We start from the raw sequence: 18,901 nt of genomic DNA, 5'->3' as shown, positions 1-18,901 counted from the left end.
TTTAGATTGATAAAGACTTTACGAGGTGCATTAGGGTAGATACTTAATGCGCCTTTGAAAAAGGACTGTCGTTTTGAGATTTAAGTTGTGGAGGTAAAAATGCTAGTGAGTCAATTAGATCATTTAGCAAGTCCTGTTATTCCTACCCTAAATCATATTCATCCAACCGCATTGATTGCTCCTGGGGCTAAAATCGGCCCTAATGTCACAATTGGTCCTTACTCTATAATTGGTGAAAATGTAAGGATTGCTCAAGGAACGTCAATTGCTTCTCACGTAACCATAGAGGGGTGGACAGAAATTGGGGAGCGTAATCAGATAGGCGCAGGGGCAATTATCGGAGGCATTCCTCAGGATCTCAAGTTCAATGGAGAGATCAGCAAAGTACTCATTGGAAATGATAACATTATTCGAGAGTACGTCACGATAAATCGTGGAACCAGAGGAGGGGGCGGCAAGACGTGTATTGGCAATAATAATGTGCTGATGACTTCAGCACATGTGGGCCATGACGTGCTCATTGGCGATCATAATATCATTTCAAATGCAGTCGCCATCGGTGGGCATGTTGTCATCGAAGATTGGGTCACTGTTGGTGCGCTTTGTGGTTTGCATCAATTTATCAAGTTGGGCCGTATGTCCATGATAGGAGCCCTGAGTTTAATTACTAAAGATGTTTGCCCTTATGCTTTGGTTTCCGGAAATCCTGCAAAATTATATGGCATTAATGTAGAACGCCTACGCCGAAGAGGATATTCATCTGAAGCCAAAAGTTGTATCAAGCGTGCGTATAAGACTTTATTTAATAAAGGGTTGGGTATTGCAGAAGCAATCATCCAAGTACAATCTGAGTTTGCTGATAATATTGACATCCATCACATCGTGCAATTTCTTAAAGGTTCAACGCGTGGATTGTATCGTTAAGATTCATTAATTAAAGGTATGTAAATGACGCCGTTTCGTTTTTCTACTCCCAAAGGTCCTTTTAGCTTGGCTTATTTAGCTGAGTGCTCTGGTGCATCACTTCATCATCATGATGGAGCCACATATACCGTTTCAGATGTTGCCCCTCTTTCTAATGCCCAAGTAAACCATCTGTCCATGCTGCATGAGAAAAAATATATAAGCGCATTAAAAACCTCTCGAGCAGGGGCCTGCATTATTTCACCCAATTATGTACATCATGCCCCCACACAGATGCATTTATTGATTCATCCTAATCCCTATAAAGCGTATGCGCTCATTGCCCAGGTTTTTTATCCAGCTGATTCCATTACGGGTTTTATTGCCCCCACCGCTTTTATTGCTGCAAATGCTACCCTTGGTCCAGAATGTTACATTGCTCATGGTGCTTATATTGGTGAGCATGTTCGCATCGGTGCTCGCTGTAAAATTGGAGTCAATACTTTTATTGGTGATGGAGTAGTCATTGGTGATGATTGTTGCATTGAAAATAATGTCAGTATTAGTCATACCGTAATGGGCAATAAAGTAATGATTTATCCAGGAGCTTGTATTGGTCAAGATGGGTTTGGTTTTGCTGGTGATAAGCAAGGATATTATAAAATACCTCAGGCGGGCGGAGTGGTTATCGGAAACAATGTCGAAATTGGTGCCAATACGTGCATTGATCGAGGTTCTATGGAGAACACCGAAATTGGTGATTGGTGCCGCTTGGATAACCTGGTGCAAATTGGTCATAACGTAAAAATAGGAAAAGGTTCTATTCTTTGTGGGCAAGTTGGGATTGCGGGCAGCAGTCATTTAGGTGAGTATGTCACTTTAGCCGGGAAAGTAGGTATAAGTGGTCATCTTACCATAGGGGATGGGGCAACGATTTTAGTGGGCTCTACGGCAACTCAGAACGTCGAGCCAGGCGCCCGTGTGGGTGGATATCCTGCTCTTCATGACCGAGACTGGCACAGACAAACCTATTTTTTAAAAAAATGGATTAAGAACGGGAAGACTCCAGGAGCTGATAAATAGCTAAGGCGGCCTTTTCATTTGCTTTTTGCCTTAAACAATGATGGATGGACGTAAACTGTTGTTTTAGTTCCTCAGTCTTTGCAGTATGAAACAACTGTAATACTTTTTGTGCAATCGGTTTGGCCAATGCTTCAGATTGGATAAACTCAGGAATTAATTCCTGGTTTGCTAAAATGTTAGGTAATGAGATAAAGGGTATTTTAACTTGGGGGGCGATAATGGCGTGATTCAAAGCGCTCCATTTAAAAGCGACAACCATCGGACGCTTTAATAACATGGCTTCTAATGTCGCTGTTCCTGATTTGACCAAAGCAAAATCTGAAGCCAGTATGGCCTCACGAGATTGTCCGTCCAATATCTTAAGTTTTAAATTGTACCCCTTATTCTGCACCTGTTGTAAAAAAAGAGCTTTTAAATTGGCACTGGCTGTGGGCACAATAAACTGAACTTCTGGCATCTGCGTGGTGAGCTCATGCATGACATCAAGAAACAAGGGCCCCATATATTTTATTTCACTGGCTCTACTCCCTGGCAAGATACTGATTACTTGATCGTGTGCTGTAAATCCAAATTGTTTTCTAATGGGCTCTGCATCAATCTCTAGATCGATCTGATCCGCTAGAGGATGACCTATATAGCGAACTGGAACATTGAATTTCTTATATAAAGCTTCTTCAAAAGGAAATAAAGTAAGAATCAAATCAACCGCTTCCTTGATGTAAAAAACTCGTTTTTGTCGCCAGGCCCAAATTTTGGGACTGACCAGGTGAACGGTTTTAATCCCCAATTTCTTTAAACGCAATTCCAGTGATAAGTTAAAATAAGGATAATCAATTCCAATAAACACATCAGGTGGATTGTTTTGCCATTCTTTATAAAGCATTTTTCTGATTTTAAATAATTTGGGATAATGAAGTAGGGCATCGCTAATACCCATCACAGAAAGGCGCTGCATATTGATCATGGAGTTAAAGCCTTCCCGTACCATCTCAGGGCCACCAATACCCATCCATTCAACATGGGGCAGATATTTTTTTAGTTCCCGTATTAATCCGGCACCCAGTAAGTCTCCGGAAGCTTCTCCGGCAACTAGGGCTATCCGTGTAGGCGCTTTGAGTGTATCCATAATGATTAATAGGTAGTTTGGTAATTCGCCGATATTACTTAACTGATATTTAAAAGCCAAATACTATTTTACTTTCTAAACCGCCGCAGTTAGACTGCGTGAGCACATTTTCTGCTTGTTTCAATCCACAGATTTAGGATGTCATATGCTCGAGTTGAAACGCAATTTTAATATGCTTCCGGTACATTGGATGGGATGGATCGTTTACTTCCTAATGCCTTCAAAGTACAGCATGGCTCAAAAAAATATTGAACAGGTGTTTCATAGCCTCCTTTCTTCATACGAGAAAAAACGTATCACTGTTGCTTATTACTCCCATATGTTTCTTTGCATCAAAGAACTTTTTTTAATGAATTTTCTAACAAAAAAATATTTAGCGAAGCGGGTTAAAATTGTTGGGGTCGAACATCTATACAATGCACTCAAAAAAGAAAAAGGGGTGCTTATTTTAACCGGACACTTTGGTAATTGGGAATTTGCTCCTCTTTTTTCTCTGAATCAAGTTGAAAAAGGAGCCCATCATTTTTATTGTGTTCGTAAGCCATTGCGATTAAATTTTTTAAACTCCATTTTTTGGGGTCGTTTTGAAAAAGCAGGTTTTAAAATAATTAAAAAGCATAATGCCCTTGCTGAAACCCGCAACGCGTTAAGAGCTAAAAATGTAGTTTTTTTTCCTTTTGATTTGCGGCCACCTTGCCATAGTAAATCCACTTTAAGAGCTAGTTTCCTAGGACAATCCAGTAAAACTTATGGGAGTTTGGCTCATCTTGCCTATCGTCTGAATTGCCCTGTTTTGTCGGTTAGTTTTTATCGCTTAAACAAAAAGCAGCACGTCATCGAATTTCATCCTGAAATTCCCAGGGATACGTCACCAGACAAAAAGCAAACCTATCTGGAAAATACGGAAAAATATAATAAAAGACTAGAGGAAATGCTGCTCGCATATCCTGAACAATGGCTTTGGTCTTACAAGCGATGGTAATGTAAGAGGAGATGTAGCACTTGAGGACTAAATTTCGGGTTAGTGTTGCTGGATTTATTTTTTATCATTTATTACCTATCCGCAGACACATCGTATTGGATAATATTAATCGAGTTTTTAAAGAGACGCTGTCCACAAAACAAAAAAAAAGATTGGCTAAATCGTTTTATTCGCATGTTGCTTCTTCATTAAAAGAGTTGATTTTTTTGGATTGGTATAAAAAAAGCCGGCTGGATAATATGGTGGAAATCAAAGGAGAAGAATATCTTTGGGAAGCAAAAAAGCAAGAGCGGGGATGTTTTCTCCTCATGAGCCATTTAGGGAACTGGGAGTTGTCTTTTTATATAGCATATCCCCAGCTAAAACCCTTGCGCGGCTGTTCTAATGTCATTAGAAGGCGCATGAGTATACGATGGATTGAACGATTTATATTCGCTTTTGCTGAGCGTTATGATGTAAAACGAATTGATAAATCAGGTGCCCCAACAAAAATGATCAAGGCACTAAAAAATAAAGAAGTCATTTTATTTGCCCTGGATCAACATGCGGAACTTAAAAATAAAGAAGGGATTGCGGTCAATTTTTTCGGTACTCAGGCTGGGACTTATCGAAGCCTCGCTTTTTTTGCAAATAAATATCAAGTTCCGGTGGTTCCAGTTTCATGCTATCGCCAACCTTCTGGGAAACATGTGCTTGAGTTTCATCCGGCCTTATCATGGGAACCTCATCCAGATGAAGAGCAAGCAATCTACAATAATACCCTCCGCTATAACCAAAAATTGGAGCAATTAATCCTCGAGCATCCCGAGCAATGGTGGTGGGTTCATCGTCGGTGGAAACTCTGAAAATTGAAGGTTCTTACTTCATTATTAATTTAAGTTTATATGAGAGAAAGAATGAAAATATTGGTAATGCAGCATAAAAAGATTGGTGATATTGTGATCTCCACCGTTCTTGCTAATAATTTAAAAAGAGTAATGCCGCACGCGCAAGTTCATTATTTAGTGTATCAACAGGCGCTACCTATATTAGAGGGTAATCCTAATATTAATCGAGTTGTTACTTTTGATCCAAAACATAGAACAAGTTTACGGGCCTTTATAAAACTTGTTTTAAACATCAGACGCGAGCAGTATGACGTGGTGATTGATGCGTATACCAAGTTGGAAAGCTGGCTTATTGTTTGGCTTTGTGCCGCAAAGCGGCGTATTTCCTATAAGAAAAAATATAGAAGTTTCCTCTATACAGATAATCTTTCCAGGGAAACAGTAGAAAGCAACCAACCTGGGCTGGCGATTGACTTAAAACTTCTTTTAATTAAACCTTTTTTAAACGATGTGGTAGCGGATCGCCATCCGCAGATCTATCTTGCTGATGATGAAAAACGCAAAGCAGCTTTTCTATTTAAAAAGCATCAAATACCTGCTAAAAAAAGTATCATGCTGAATATTATTGGAAGCTGCCCCTTAAAAACCTATCCCCTTGAATATATGGCGACGCTTGTAAATCTAATCGTAAGCCAGGTGGATGTGAATATTTTATTTAATTTTATGCCTCACCAAAAAGGTGAAGCACAAAAAGTGTATGAACTATGTAATGAGAAAGCTAAAGAAAATATATTCTTTGAGTTATCCGATTATGACTTGAGAACGTTTATTGCCATAATGAATGAATGTGATGCGATTATCGGCAATGAAGGCGGTGCAATCCATATCGCTAAGGCGTTAAACAAGCCTTCGTTTACGATTTTTTCTCCCTGGATCAAGAAACAGGAGTGGTCTACTTTTGAAGATGGCTTAGATCACGTCGCCGTGCATCTTTTTGATTTTAAGACGGCATTATATGTGAATACTCCTGACCCTGAACTGAAAGAGAAAACGTTTGAACTGTTTGAAGAGCTAAAACCAGAGTTTATTGTGCCTAAGCTTAGAGCTTATTTAGCCCATCATTTTGGATAGCATACTGATGAAATAGTGTTTTAGACCGACACCTCAAAAAATATTCAAGCCGTTAGTGCAAGAAAAGTTAGTCCTTTTTTGTATTTTTTTATCAAATGGGTTAATATGAGTCATATTTGTATTTTATTCGATCTTTATGTATTACCAGTTAAACAATCTAGCCTCGCTTTTAGGAAATCATTTCATAACCACTTTTAATAGTATCCCTAATGGTTGTCACAGCCTGAGTTTATGCTCGAATAAGCTTTTCAATAAATCTGGAGCAGAATTAGCTGAAGCATTTTCAAAAATTCCAACCAGTGTCATAAGGCTTTATTTAGGGGGCAATTACCTTGGTGTCAAATCAGGTGCAGAATTAGCACAAGCCTTTGCCGCAATCCCGATAAGCATCTTGTTACTCAATTTGGAAAATAATGGTTTGGGGACAAGATCAGGTAATGAGTTAGCTCAGGTTTTGGCAGTCATTCCCAATTATGTGGAATCTCTTGTTTTAGCAGAAAATGGTTTAGGCGGAAAATCGGGTGCTGAACTCGCGCAAGCTTTTAAGGCAATACCAATCAGTGTCAACTCACTTGATTTATCCATGAATGGTTTCTGTAATACCCCTGGTGCTGACTTAGCCTTGGCATTCGCCAATCTTTCGAAGGGGGTGAGGTCAGTTAACCTCAGCGGAAATTATCTTGGCGCCAAATCTGGAGCTGACCTCGCTTTGGCTTTTGCAGCGATTCCTGAGCAGGTGACTTCGCTTGATTTAAGCGGAAATAATTTTGGCGACATGCCTGTTGCTGATCTGGCTCAGGCCTTGGCCGCTATTCCACCTCATGTAAAATCTATTAATCTAAGTTTAAATAAGCTGTTTGTAAATAAAACAGCGCAACAAAAAGATACCCTATTGCAAGCACTAGGCGAAAACCGATCTCGATTTATTCTGACCAGAAATGGTGAGTCTGATTTGGCAAGGGCTTTGGCACCGATGGTTGAACTTATTCGTGGAGACAGCACAACCTATCGACTACCCTTTGATGTAGTTTCCTATATTCTCACTTTTCTATCTACAGAAAATCCCAATAAAGGACGCCCAGGTTTCTTTCAAAAGCAGCTGGAGGCTACTTCAGAAAAAATGGTCTCTATTGAAGAAAAGAAGTCGGAAAATCAATTCAGTTAAGCAAAAAAATCATTTGGAAGTGCATCATGGACAAGTAATAATACTGTCCTAATAAGTTGGAAATTGTTGAATTCAGTAACTAAACTTATTGAAATATCTTGAGAATTAAATGAGTTACACCAAAAAAGCAACTCATCTTGCTACCATGCAAGCTTATACATTGGCATGAGGAACGCGTAGTCTATAAGGTGACTTATAAAATGGTACACGACAAGAAGTCAAAACTGCTTTGGAGTATTGCGGTAATCATTTTAGGGATTCTTTTATTTCTGCTCTGGCGATACATTCAACCTGCAAAACTTAGTAGTGATTTTGCCAGCGGTAATGGGAGGATTGAAGCCATAGAAGTTGATATTGATACTAAAGTTGCGGGCAGGATAAGAAGCATCCTGGTTGACGAAGGGGATTTCGTGAAGACCGGCCAGGTACTTGCCATTATGGATACCGATTCCCTTGAGGCTCAGCTTCGTGAAGCGCAAGCCAAATATAAAGAAGCCCAAAGTAATGTGATTAGTGCGAAGAATCAGGTTATTCAACGGAAAAATGAAAAAGAAGTGGCTCTGGCTACCGTAGCACAACGTCAAGCGGAATTAAATTTGGCGAAAAATCGTTTGTCTCGAGTCCAAAAATTGGTCGCCAAAGGAGTGGCATCTGTAGACAATCTGGATGAAGCAAGTGCACTTTTTTATAGTGCACAGGCGGTGTTTAAAGCAGCCAATGCACAAGTAGCAGAAAAGGACGCAATGATAGCGACCGCACAAGCACAGGTCAGTGGCGCAGAATTATCTGTTGATGCGGCAGATGCTACCATAGAACGGCTAAAGGTTGATATTAAGGACAGTACCTTGGTAGCACCCATTGATGGACGTATTCAATTTCGTGTCGCTCAGCCAGGAGAAGTACTTGCCGCGGGAGGGAAAGTACTGAATATGGTGGATTTAACCAATGTGTATATGGTTTTTTTCTTGCCAACTGAGCAGGCTGGGAGAGTGCAAATTGGTGCTCCTGTTCATTTGGTTCTTGATGCAATCCCACAATACGTCATCCCAGCAAAAGTGACTTTTGTAGCTGATGTTGCACAATTTACACCGAAAACTGTGGAAACGGCGAGTGAACGCCAAAAGCTGATGTTTCGTGTGAAAGCGCGAATCGCTCCAGAGCTGCTAAAAAAATACATCCATGCCGTAAAAACAGGATTACCTGGAATGGCTTATGTTCAGTTGAATCTGAACAGCCAATGGCCTTCTAACTTAGAAGTGAATGTCCCCAAATGAGTGACGATAACGCCAAACTCGTGGGAACACTCGACAATGTGAGCATAGGGTTTGGACAGACACAGGCTCTAAAGCAAATTTGTCTCGAGATTCCTGCCAGTTGTATGGTTGGGTTCATTGGTCCCGATGGAGTTGGTAAATCAACTTTATTTTCATTAATCGCCGGGGCACGTGTCATTCAACAAGGAAAGGTGATGGTTTTAGGCGGCGACATGAACAATGCATCGCATCGTGATGCAGTATGTACCCGCATTGCTTATATGCCTCAAGGATTAGGAAAAAATCTTTATTCCTCACTCTCAGTTTTTGAAAATATTGATTTTTTTGGTCGATTGTTTGGTCATGAGCGGCGAGAACGCGAGCTCTATATTACCCAATTGTTAACTTACACAGGCCTCTTGCCTTTTAAAGATCGTGCAGTAAGCAAATTATCTGGCGGAATGAAACAAAAATTAGGTTTATGTTGTGCTCTAATCCATTCACCTGATTTGTTAATTTTAGATGAGCCTACTACAGGTGTTGACCCTTTATCACGACGTCAATTTTGGGAATTAATCAATGACATTCGTCAGGCTAAACCGCGAATGAGTGTCCTGGTCGCAACGGCCTACATGGAAGAAGCTGCGCAATTTGATTGGCTGGTTGCAATGAATGATGGGGGAGTTTTAGCGACAGGGACTCATCGTAGTTTGTTAGCACAAACTCAGACTGAATCCTTAGAAGAAGCATTTATTGCTTTATTACCCCAAGAACGACAACAGCATCATCAAAAGGTAATAATTCGTCCTCGTTCACAGCAAGAACTTACTGAAATTGCTATTGAAGCCAAAGGCTTGAGCAAATGTTTTGGCAATTTTATGGCTGTAAACTCTGTAAATTTTCGTATTGAACGGGGAGAGATTTTTGGTTTTTTAGGCTCCAATGGTTGTGGTAAAACAACAGTAATGAAGATGCTGACTGGATTATTGCCCATTAGCGGCGGCCAAGTGTGGCTTTTGGGGAAGACAGTTGACGCTCATGATCTTAATTTACGCCGACAAATTGGTTATATGTCGCAATCATTCTCCTTATACGGAGAACTGACTGTTTTTCAAAATTTATTATTGCATGCACGCTTGTTTCATTTACCTCAAGAACAAGTGCACGCTCACATTGAGCACCTGGTAACCCGTTTTTATTTAACCGATGTCCTTAATGAATATCCTAACTCCTTACCACTAGGATACAGACAAAGACTGTCGTTAGCGGTAGCGGTGCTTCATCAGCCGGAAGTTTTAATTTTGGATGAGCCTACTTCGGGTGTGGATCCTTTGGCGCGTGATTTGTTTTGGCAATTAATGATTGATCTTTCCCGTCAGGATCGGGTGACCATCTTTATTTCCACCCATTTTATGAATGAAGCAGAACGTTGTGATCGCATTTCTCTGATGCATGCGGGACGTGTATTAGTCAGTGATACGCCTAAAAATCTGGTTAAAATGAAAAAAACCAAAACTTTGGAAGAAGCATTTATCAGTTATCTTGAGGACGCACAAAAAGAAGAGTCCACGACGCAAATGACTCCATCATCAAATAAGCCCCAGGAAGGTTCTCTTTTTCTAGAGAATCAAATTCAAGTTAAACGATTCTTTGATTTCAGACGAATGTACAGTTACTGCCGGCGAGAAACATTAGAACTGATTCGTGAGCCAATTCGTGCGATTATGGCGTTTTTAGGTACGGTCATTCTCATGATCATCATGAGTTATGGCATTAATCTGGATGTGGAAAATTTATCCTTTGCCGTTTGGGATCGGGATCAAAGTACGATTAGCCAAAATTATGTGCTTGATATTGCGGGCTCACGATATTTTAGTGAGCACGTACCTGTTACAAGTTACGCTCAATTAGATAGACGAATGCGCTCAGGAGAATTGAATCTGGCACTAGAGATACCCAGCGGTTTTGCCCGTGACTTAAAACGAGGTAGGGCAGTGCAAATAGGTGCCTGGGTTGAGGGGGTTATGCCTCAACGCGCAGAGACAGCAAGAAATTATATTCTTGGATTACATCAACATTGGTTGGTGAATAACATACCTGAATTGAAACAAAGTAATCCTCAGGATTACTTCAATATCGAAACCCGCTTCCGTTATAATCCCGATGTTAAAAGTTTACCCGCGATGGTTCCTGCGATGATTCCATTACTGTTAATGTTGATTCCTGCAATATTAACCGCTCTTGCCGTGGTACGAGAAAAAGAATTAGGTTCCATCATCAATTTATATGTAACCCCGGTTACTAAAATGGAGTTTTTGTTTGGAAAACTACTGCCTTATATTGGTCTTGCCTTAATTAATTTCTTATCCCTGGTAGCTCTTTCTGTCTTCTTTTTCAAAGTCCCGATCACTGGCAGTTTCTTAACTTTTGTCATTGCTGCTTTTATGTACGTGGTGATTGCTACATCCATGGGTTTTTTGATTTCCACGTTTATGCATAGTCAGATTGCGGCTATTTTTGGCACCGCGATATTAACGATTCTCCCGGCCTCTCAATTTTCAGGAATACTAGAGCCCGTATCGTCACTTGAAGGTTTAGGAGCGATGATTGGTCATGTTTACCCAGTGACTCATTTTCTAATTATCTCCCGCGGTATTTTTTCAAAAGGACTCAGTTTTAATGACTTACACCATTCTTTTATTGCTTTATTATTTACAGTGCCCGTCATACTGGGACTTTGTTTGTTGTTTATAAAAAAGCAGGAGCAATAAATGACAATAAGTAATATAGTTTACTTAGCAGTAAAGGAATTACGTGGCATGTTGCGTGATCCCATTATGCTGATACTTATTATTTTTGCCTTTACAGTTTCTGTATACGCTGCTGCTACTGCTCTGCCAGAGACACTGAATAAAACGGCCATCGCCATAGTTGACGAAGATCAATCTCCTTTATCGCAAAGAATTACTGATTCATTTTATCCTCCGCAATTTCTTCGGCCTGTAGCCATTCATTTGACGGATATGGATGCAGGTTTAAATTCCGGAGCTTATACTTTTACCCTGGATATTCCACCTAATTTTCAACGCGATCTATTGGCTGGTCGTCAGCCATCTATTCAGCTGAATGTAGATGCTACGCGCATGAGTCAAGCATTCGTTGGTTCAGGTTATATCCAGACCATTATCAATGGAGAAGTCGGTGAATTTTTAAGACATTACCGCGAAGTTACTGTGTCCCCTGTTGATTTAGTATTGAGGATTCGCTTCAACCCAACCTTAAGTAAAACCTGGTTTGGGGCGGTTATGGAAATCATTAATAATGTAACCATGTTATCCATTGTGCTTACTGGTGCTGCATTATTACGCGAACGGGAGCATGGGACTATCGAGCATTTACTTGTGATGCCCATTACTCCCTTTGAGATCATGACGAGTAAAATTAGTGCGATGGGTTTGGTGGTTTTGGTTGTGAGTACCTTCTCATTGATTGTTGTAGTACGTGAGTTACTTGCAGTTCCTATGGAGGGCTCTATACCTTTATTTTTGCTCGGAACGGTAATGAATTTATTCGCAACCACCTCTATGGGGATTTTTATGGGGACTATAGCGCGTTCTATGCCCCAATTTGGCTTGTTATTGATTTTAGTTATTTTGCCCTTAGAGATGCTTTCTGGAGGTATGACCCCACGGGAAAATATGCCTGAGTTTGTACAAACCATTATGCTTGCGGCACCTATCACGCATTTTGTGATGTTGGCGCAATCTGTTTTATTTCGAGGTGCAGGTTTGAATATTATTTGGCCCCAACTTGCCGCCCTTGCTTTCATTGGCTCCATTTTTTTCTACAGTACACTACTTTATTTTCGTAAGGCGATTAGTCTGTTATAGATTCTTCCATTGACTTACGGTAATTGAGACTTCCTATTTTTGGTAGAACCTATTAGAGTACGCAATAATTATGTGGGATTAATGTATAAAAGGACTTATTTATGAAAACAGCATTGGTATCTGGATTTGCTCGTTCGTTTATATCCGGTCAACCTATTGCCGGTGCAACAATTACCGTACTTGAAAATAACCAGCTAAAATTTCAGACCGACTCTTCCGGCAAATTCGGGCCATTTGAATGGCCTGTTGGCGAACCCATTACTTTAGTTTTTGAAAAGTCTGGATCTTTTTGGACTGGTTATAAGACGACACAAACAGCAACTTTGATTGTCCCACCAGAAGGAATCAATAACGAAAATTTCCTGAACAATATTTCATTCCAAGTCGCTTCAAATATGGCTTATAAATTTCTTGCTTTTGCTATGGGGGAAACTGAAGATCCGCAAGCCTGCCAAATTGCCGCAACCGTTACACCTCCTAATACGACCATGGATGATATTCCTCAAGGCATCGAAGGGGTTACAGTGAGTTTATCTCCTAAAGTCGATGTAAGAGCATTCTATTTCGGTATTTTTCCAATTGTCCACAAAACCAATCCGTTTATCCGCACATTGAAAGAGACCTCAAAGGATGGGGGCGTCGCCTTTCTCAATGTTCCACCCGGTGATTACACTATGGAGGCACGCAAGGATAACATCCCTTTTTCTAAGGTAAGCATTAAGGCACGTAAAGGGATGATAGTGAATGCGAGCCCGCCACAAGGGCCTACCATGCTTATGGATGCAAGCTTGGCAAAGGATCCTACAATGACTCAACAACCGAAAATGCATGGAGTAGAAAGGAAGCTCAATCAATTCAGTTTTTTTAAGCCTGCTTTAGCCTTAGGATTAACTGCAGCGGTGGTAGTTGCTGCAACTGCGCTAAGTAAGACTAGTGCTGCGCAATTATAAAGTAAGCGAATAATATTGTACTATAATTAATAATTATGTTCTTATTTTATTAATTTATCATGCAAGACAAAGAGGAAAGGCCCAACGGGCATGGCAAACTGGTTCTTTTAATGCAAGCATTGAATTATACCAGTGATGAACAAGGCGTCTGTAATGGTTATGCTTACATGGGAATGCAAGCTGCTTTCGCAAAGGAGTTGGATGTTTTTAATCAAAGAGTCGAGCGTTTATTAGATATTCCTCTTGATGAGTTAGACAGAGCCGCGGAGATTCAAGCAGCGAACGAAAGCGGTAGAAGAAAAAAAACTAAAGAAGCTTTTTTAAAAGAAAATTTGGAAAATTACTTAAGGGATCATCATTTCCTTATCGATACCCTTGCCTTTTTTGATGGTATTGAACTACATCATCAACGCGATCAATATCCAGAGTTATTTGATGGTACAGAATCACTCAGCCAAAATAGCTTTGTTGAAATGATTACCCCCGAAAAAATTAAAAATAAGAATAAGATTATTTCTTTACCCCAGGAATTATCTGGTGTTTATAAACAGGATGGGTTAGCAGTTGATTATTTTGGGCTTTTGAGAGAAAAAATCAAAGCCATGAATCCAAAGCCAACAGAATCTATATGTTTTTCAATTGGGGGTATGGGATTAAAACATGCAGTGGCCGCCTCCTATGATCCTCAGACTGATAAATGGACTTTAATTGATGCAAATAAACCTCCATCTCAGGAGTATTCTGATGATGTTGCCATTGCTCAGGCTTTAATCGCAGCGCTCTCGGAGAATGAAATTGTCGCAATTAAAACCAAGGTTTATACTCTTTCAGGAAATGAGCAGCTAGAACAAACATTAGCGGGATGGGGGCAGGAAGCTCTGGATCGGGCTCAGAAGGATATAACAGATAAAGTTCAATGGGTGGATTCTCGTGAAGGAAATTGGTTATTTACTGCTATTGCAGCAAATAATGCGGAGATTATTCCTCTGGTGGTGAATGAGGGGAATGTTAATAAGCCGAAAGCTGATAATATTACGCCTCTAATCTATGCAGTTGGGTGGGGAAACAAAGAGGCAATTGAAGCACTAATAAATTGTGGTGCAGACGTGGATCTTTCTACTAATGATAGTAACGAAATTTCTCCTTTAAGTTTAGCCTTATCTAAAGGAAATATGGATATTATCAAAATGCTTTTGGAAAAGGATGCTGATCCTAATATTATTAGTTCTCGTTCCAATTTATCTCACTTTGAAAAGGCTATTCTTACTAATGATTATGACTTGATCAAATTAATGCTTGATCACGGAGCAAAACTTTTTAGAAATTCAGTGTCAGGTATAAATCTCCATGTAGATCTTGCAATACAACAAGGCTATCTCGAAAGTCTAAAAGCGATCCTCGATCATGGCTTTGATCCTAATAAAATTGATTATCAAGATCATAATCCACTCCTTTGGGCTGTTCAGAATAAACAGCTTGAGGTGGCCAGGCTATTACTTGAATATGGGGCAGATCCTGATCAACAGGGAGAGCTTGAGGGAAAATCTGCGCGAGAATATGCACAAGGGCAGAAATTAAATGAATTTTTAGATCTTTTCGATAATCCTCCCGCAAAAAAAGAAAATATTCAGAAAAAAGCTAATTTCTATTATGTTCCTAAAGAAAAATATCTTTCCAAACGTGATTATCAAGCATTTATCGCGGATCTTAAAAAATATTGTGAGACACGTCGAGCAGAATGGGACCTAATACCCAAATGGCTGCATATCAATAAGAAAGATGTAGAGTCTGCTCGCTTTAAAACAAAAATGAATGTCTTAAAGTTTGGTTTTAGTGTCGAGGATAAAATTAAGGCGGCAGAAAAATTAATTGATGCTTTAGAAAATAAGGCAGCAAGAGAACCTTTAAGCGATTTTGATATTGCGGCACTCCTTAGTTCCAGACTGTATTCTACTGTAGTGGCAAAACATGAAAGTATCTTTAATGCGCTAGAGGAAGTTATAGACTACAAGAATAGATCTCAAGAAAATAAAAAGTTCTCAAATCGCGCAGCGTAACAGGTTTGATGCCTTAAAAAATGATCTGCTCTATCAAGGAACGAATGAAGATGACTACAGCAATAGAAAAGACAGTGAGAAGAGTTTTTGATGAACTGTGGAACCAACAAAAGGCTGCAGTAGCCGATGAGCTCTTTTCAGCAAAGACATTAATTCATTTCAGCTATAATCAAGCAGCAAATTTACACGATTTTAAACAAGCTTTGTTGGAATGGTATAAGGCCTTCCCAGATCTGATGCATTCTATTGATGACTTTATTGTGAGTGGCGATAAAGTGGTGACGCGCTGGCATGGTCAGGGAACCCACCGAGGGGAATTTTCAGGCATTCCCGCCACAGGGATATCTGTATTTTATAGCGGTATTACCATTTTTCGTTTGGATGATAATAATCAAATTGCTGAAGCTTGGGTGTACAGTGATTTAAATGACATGATTGCCAAAATGCAACAAAATCAAAAATAAAGGGCCTAATTATGGAAAAGGACAGAGTGGCGCGTTATGAGAAGTCAAAAAAATTTCTTCCCCAAAATGTTTTGGGTTTAATCAAGAACTTACAACCGGCGATCGCATGGTCACCCAGTGAAAAGCTTATTTGCTATCGTCATGATACTACCAAAGGTTATGAGTATCTTATTTTTAATCTGGAAACTAAAAAGAAAGAGCGTGCATTTGACCATTCAGTACTGGCAAAAACCATTGCGAAAGAATTAAAAAGCGAAGTAAACCCCTTTGCCTTACCCATCAATAAAGTCGATTTTTTTAATGAGCATGTTTTGCAGCTCTATATGGAACGTTTTATTTTTCATTATGATCGAACAACTCAGACCCTCGAACTTATGGCGGATACATCAAAGCCAACGGCCATGTCCCATTGTCCTTCGATTATGGAAATTTGGGGATTTGTTCCTGCCTTAATTGTATCGCGAATACGTTCACCAGATCAGTGTTGGGAACTATACAGCAAGGATCATAATTTATTTCTTTTTTCATTGGATGAGCATGAAGAATATCAATTGACTGCAGATGGTAGTGCGAGCAATGCATATGCTGCTTCCCCTGATACGAATTTAACTTCCTTGTCGCTGCGTCGTATGCAGGTAACACTTCCACCTATGGCTCTTTGGTCGCCTGATTCACAAAAGATCGTGACGTTCCAATGCAATCAAGAGCAGGTAAAAAAATTACCTTTGCTACAACATGCTCCTGAAGATGGTTCCTTGCGTCCCCAGGTTTTTGAGGCCCATGTTCCTTTTGTAGGGGATGAAGTTATTCCGGAAATTAAATTATGCTTGATTGACGTGCAAAAAAAGAAGCTGCACGCGATTAACTTACCTCCCTTGATGCCGGCATTGGTGGGGTCTCCAATTGAAGCAGGCTATGTATGGTGGAGTGAAGACAGTAAAAAAATCTTTTTTTTAAAAGAAGAGCGTGGAAACCATCAACTGTCTTTCTGTGAACTGGATGTTGCTACAGAACAGCAGCGGACTATTTTAATCGAAAAATCCACCGCCTACGTCGAACCCAGCCAGCTTATTCTCTGGCAGAATTACACGCGAATATTAGAGAATTCGAAAGAGTTTGTTTGGTTATCCAATCAGAATGGATGGGCGCATCTTTATTTACATGATTTACAGACCGGACAACTAAAAAATCCGGTAACTCAAGGTGAATGGATGGTGCGCAAAGTATTCCATGTAGACAGCACCAATCGGTGGATTTACTTTTTAGGGAATGGCAAAGAACCCGGTGTTGATCCTTATTTTCGTTATTTATATCGTGCCCGTTTGGATGGGAGTGAGGTACAATTACTGACTCCGGAAACAGCAGATCACACCATTGTTTTCTCACCATCGCAGCACTATTTTATCGATTATTATTCGTCTATGGAGTCCCTGCCAGTCACTAAATTACGCGATAACAATGGCCATGAAATCATGACACTGGAAGAAGCCGATTTTTCCCAATTATTTGCTTTGGGATATAAGCAGCCACAGCCCTTCTGTCTCAAAGGAGCTGATGGGGAAACTGATATTTATGGCCTAATCTATTTCCCTACAGATTTTGATCCAAAGAAAAAATATCCAATCATTGATGAAATTTATCCTGGCCCACAATTGACTCGGGTACCCAAAACCTATTGTTCTGACCTTCCAGAATATGTACACGGTTGTTGGTGGCCTCAAAGCGTCGCTGAGTTGGGTTTTATCGTCATTAATGTGGACGGACGTGGCACCCCGTTTCGCTCTAAAAAGTTTCATGAATATTCTTATCAGCATTTAGAAACCGCTGGAGGATTAGAGGACCATATCGAGATCATTAGGAACTTAGCCAAGCAATATTCCTATATTGATATCGAGCGAGTGGGGATTATGGGACAGTCAGCGGGAGGATATGCGGCAACGCGCGCATTATTGACCTATCCTGAGTTCTATAAAGTGGGTGTCTGTATTTCTGGGTTACAAGATTTACGGAGTTATTTGGCATTCTGGGGGGAGCGATATCAGGGGTTGCCAAGCGATGTCGATTATACTGCGCAATCAAACTATCTGCTGGCGGATCGATTGCAGGGAAATTTATTTTTAATTCATGGGGATCTCGATGATAACGTTCATCCAGCCAATATGATGCAACTTGTGGATGCATTAATTAAGGCCGATAAAAATTTTGATATGTTATTAGTTCCTAATGCAAACCATTCAATTTATTTCATGGATTCATATGTCTTACGAAGAATAGGGGAGTATTTTGTTGACCATTTGTAAGAATCAATGGGGTAGCATCAATGGAGTCAGACCCTATTGATGCTCTTTAACTGGTTTTGCTTAAGGAAAAATATTGCGCTATGATGCAATTTTTTTGATTAAAAATAGATTTATCTTGGTGTATTGTGACCTCCTTCGTGATCGATTAATTTTTTAAATTAAGTTTTTTATAGAGGTCATCTCGATAACTTTTTAATTGTTTATATGTCAAATATCTGGTGTGGAAGTAGAAGATAACTTATGAATTATAATGAAATTTTATTAACCATTAAACGTCTCATTACCGGCATACTCCCGATGCTACTGGTTGCTTGTGTTCATCAACAAGCTAATGGTCCGGATCACTATGTGGTCAGAGGTAAAACATATCATGTGATGAAATCTGCCAAAAATTACAAAGCAAAAGGAGTTGCTTCCTGGTATGGGTCACATGCTCGGAATCAAAAAACATCGAGCGGAACGCGCTACAACATGTATGCGATGACAGCAGCTCATCCAACACTCCCATTTGCTACACGAGTACGGGTTAAAAACCTCAATAATGGCCGGACGATTGTGGTTCGGATTACTGATCGAGGTCCTTTTTTATCGAACAGAATCATTGATTTATCCTTTGCTGCCGCTAAGAAACTCGGTATAAAAGGCACTGCACCTGTTGAAATCGAAGTCGTTTGAAATTGCTAAGAAGTGTGGCCTGGCCAAACTTAATCGAGTTATGAACTTTTTTGAAGAATGGATTGCTGCCTGCGCGGGGATGACAGCGTATATGA

At 40.0% G+C, this 18,901-nt stretch carries 15 protein-coding genes; 14 read left to right on the top strand and 1 reads right to left on the bottom strand.

From position 1 onward, the window contains the following. Window positions 1-99 precede the first annotated feature (99 nt). Together lpxA and lpxD are read left to right on the top strand one after the other, a co-directional pair. Entirely contained in the window at window positions 100-924 is an 825-nt protein-coding gene (gene lpxA / locus ACF8MK_RS03815; RefSeq protein ID WP_392538240.1) for an acyl-ACP--UDP-N-acetylglucosamine O-acyltransferase, read from the top strand. A 24-nt stretch (window positions 925-948) separates the two neighbouring features. Then, complete coding sequence (gene lpxD / locus ACF8MK_RS03810) at window positions 949-1,986, top strand: UDP-3-O-(3-hydroxymyristoyl)glucosamine N-acyltransferase (RefSeq protein WP_392538239.1); 1,038 nt, start codon at window positions 949-951, stop codon at window positions 1,984-1,986. Here lpxD and lpxB read toward each other — a convergent pair. Continuing rightward, complete coding sequence (lpxB, locus tag ACF8MK_RS03805) at window positions 1,952-3,112, bottom strand: lipid-A-disaccharide synthase (RefSeq protein ID WP_392538913.1); 1,161 nt, start codon at window positions 3,110-3,112, stop codon at window positions 1,952-1,954. The two genes, lpxD and lpxB, sit on opposite strands and share 35 nt — an antisense overlap. Before the next feature lie 145 nt (window positions 3,113-3,257). Between lpxB and ACF8MK_RS03800 the strand changes: the two genes are divergently transcribed. The 12 genes from ACF8MK_RS03800 to ACF8MK_RS03745 all read left to right on the top strand — a co-directional run bounded on the left by ACF8MK_RS03800 (window position 3,258) and on the right by ACF8MK_RS03745 (window position 18,806). Next, window positions 3,258-4,094 carry a lysophospholipid acyltransferase family protein gene (locus ACF8MK_RS03800; RefSeq protein WP_392538238.1) on the top strand — a complete coding sequence of 279 codons (837 nt, stop codon included), beginning with the start codon at window positions 3,258-3,260 and terminating at the stop codon, window positions 4,092-4,094. Between the two features lie 20 nt (window positions 4,095-4,114). Beyond that, the gene (locus ACF8MK_RS03795) at window positions 4,115-4,939 is read left to right on the top strand and encodes a lysophospholipid acyltransferase family protein (RefSeq protein WP_392538237.1); all 825 of its coding nucleotides are present in this window, start codon (window positions 4,115-4,117) and stop codon (window positions 4,937-4,939) included. A 51-nt stretch (window positions 4,940-4,990) separates the two neighbouring features. Beyond that, complete coding sequence (locus tag ACF8MK_RS03790) at window positions 4,991-6,052, top strand: glycosyltransferase family 9 protein (RefSeq protein WP_392538236.1); 1,062 nt, start codon at window positions 4,991-4,993, stop codon at window positions 6,050-6,052. A 136-nt stretch (window positions 6,053-6,188) separates the two neighbouring features. Continuing rightward, window positions 6,189-7,217: a hypothetical protein gene (locus ACF8MK_RS03785; protein WP_392538235.1), complete on the top strand. Its 1,029-nt coding sequence runs from the start codon at window positions 6,189-6,191 to the stop codon at window positions 7,215-7,217. A gap of 200 nt (window positions 7,218-7,417) precedes the next feature. Further along, window positions 7,418-8,491 (top strand): HlyD family secretion protein, encoded by a 1,074-nt coding sequence (locus ACF8MK_RS03780; RefSeq protein WP_392538234.1) that lies wholly within the window; start codon window positions 7,418-7,420, stop codon window positions 8,489-8,491. Continuing rightward, entirely contained in the window at window positions 8,488-11,241 is a 2,754-nt protein-coding gene (gene rbbA, locus ACF8MK_RS03775; protein ID WP_392538233.1) for a ribosome-associated ATPase/putative transporter RbbA, read from the top strand. Before ACF8MK_RS03780 ends, rbbA begins: the two co-directional genes overlap by 4 nt. Continuing rightward, complete coding sequence (locus ACF8MK_RS03770) at window positions 11,242-12,360, top strand: ABC transporter permease (RefSeq protein ID WP_392538232.1); 1,119 nt, start codon at window positions 11,242-11,244, stop codon at window positions 12,358-12,360. Window positions 12,361-12,461: 101 nt separating this feature from the next. Then, complete coding sequence (locus ACF8MK_RS03765) at window positions 12,462-13,310, top strand: carboxypeptidase-like regulatory domain-containing protein (RefSeq protein WP_392538231.1); 849 nt, start codon at window positions 12,462-12,464, stop codon at window positions 13,308-13,310. Between the two features lie 110 nt (window positions 13,311-13,420). Further along, the gene (locus ACF8MK_RS03760; RefSeq protein WP_392538230.1) at window positions 13,421-15,367 is read left to right on the top strand and encodes an ankyrin repeat domain-containing protein; all 1,947 of its coding nucleotides are present in this window, start codon (window positions 13,421-13,423) and stop codon (window positions 15,365-15,367) included. A gap of 50 nt (window positions 15,368-15,417) precedes the next feature. Continuing rightward, window positions 15,418-15,831, top strand: coding sequence for an ester cyclase (locus ACF8MK_RS03755; RefSeq protein WP_392538229.1), 414 nt, complete (start codon window positions 15,418-15,420; stop codon window positions 15,829-15,831). An 11-nt stretch (window positions 15,832-15,842) separates the two neighbouring features. After that, a complete protein-coding gene (locus ACF8MK_RS03750) occupies window positions 15,843-18,131 on the top strand; it encodes a DPP IV N-terminal domain-containing protein (RefSeq protein WP_392538228.1) in 2,289 nt (762 codons plus the stop codon). Window positions 18,132-18,371: 240 nt separating this feature from the next. Then, on the top strand, window positions 18,372-18,806 hold the full coding sequence (locus tag ACF8MK_RS03745; protein WP_392538227.1) for a septal ring lytic transglycosylase RlpA family protein: 435 nt from the start codon (window positions 18,372-18,374) through the stop codon (window positions 18,804-18,806). Window positions 18,807-18,901: the final 95 nt, after the last annotated feature.

Origin of the sequence: Legionella sp. 227, from assembly GCF_043161935.1 — a bacterium.
Classification (GTDB): Bacteria; Pseudomonadota; Gammaproteobacteria; order Legionellales; family Legionellaceae; genus Legionella; species Legionella sheltonii.
Note: the sequence above shows the minus strand (reverse complement) of the source record. Positions and strands in the feature narration are given on the sequence as shown.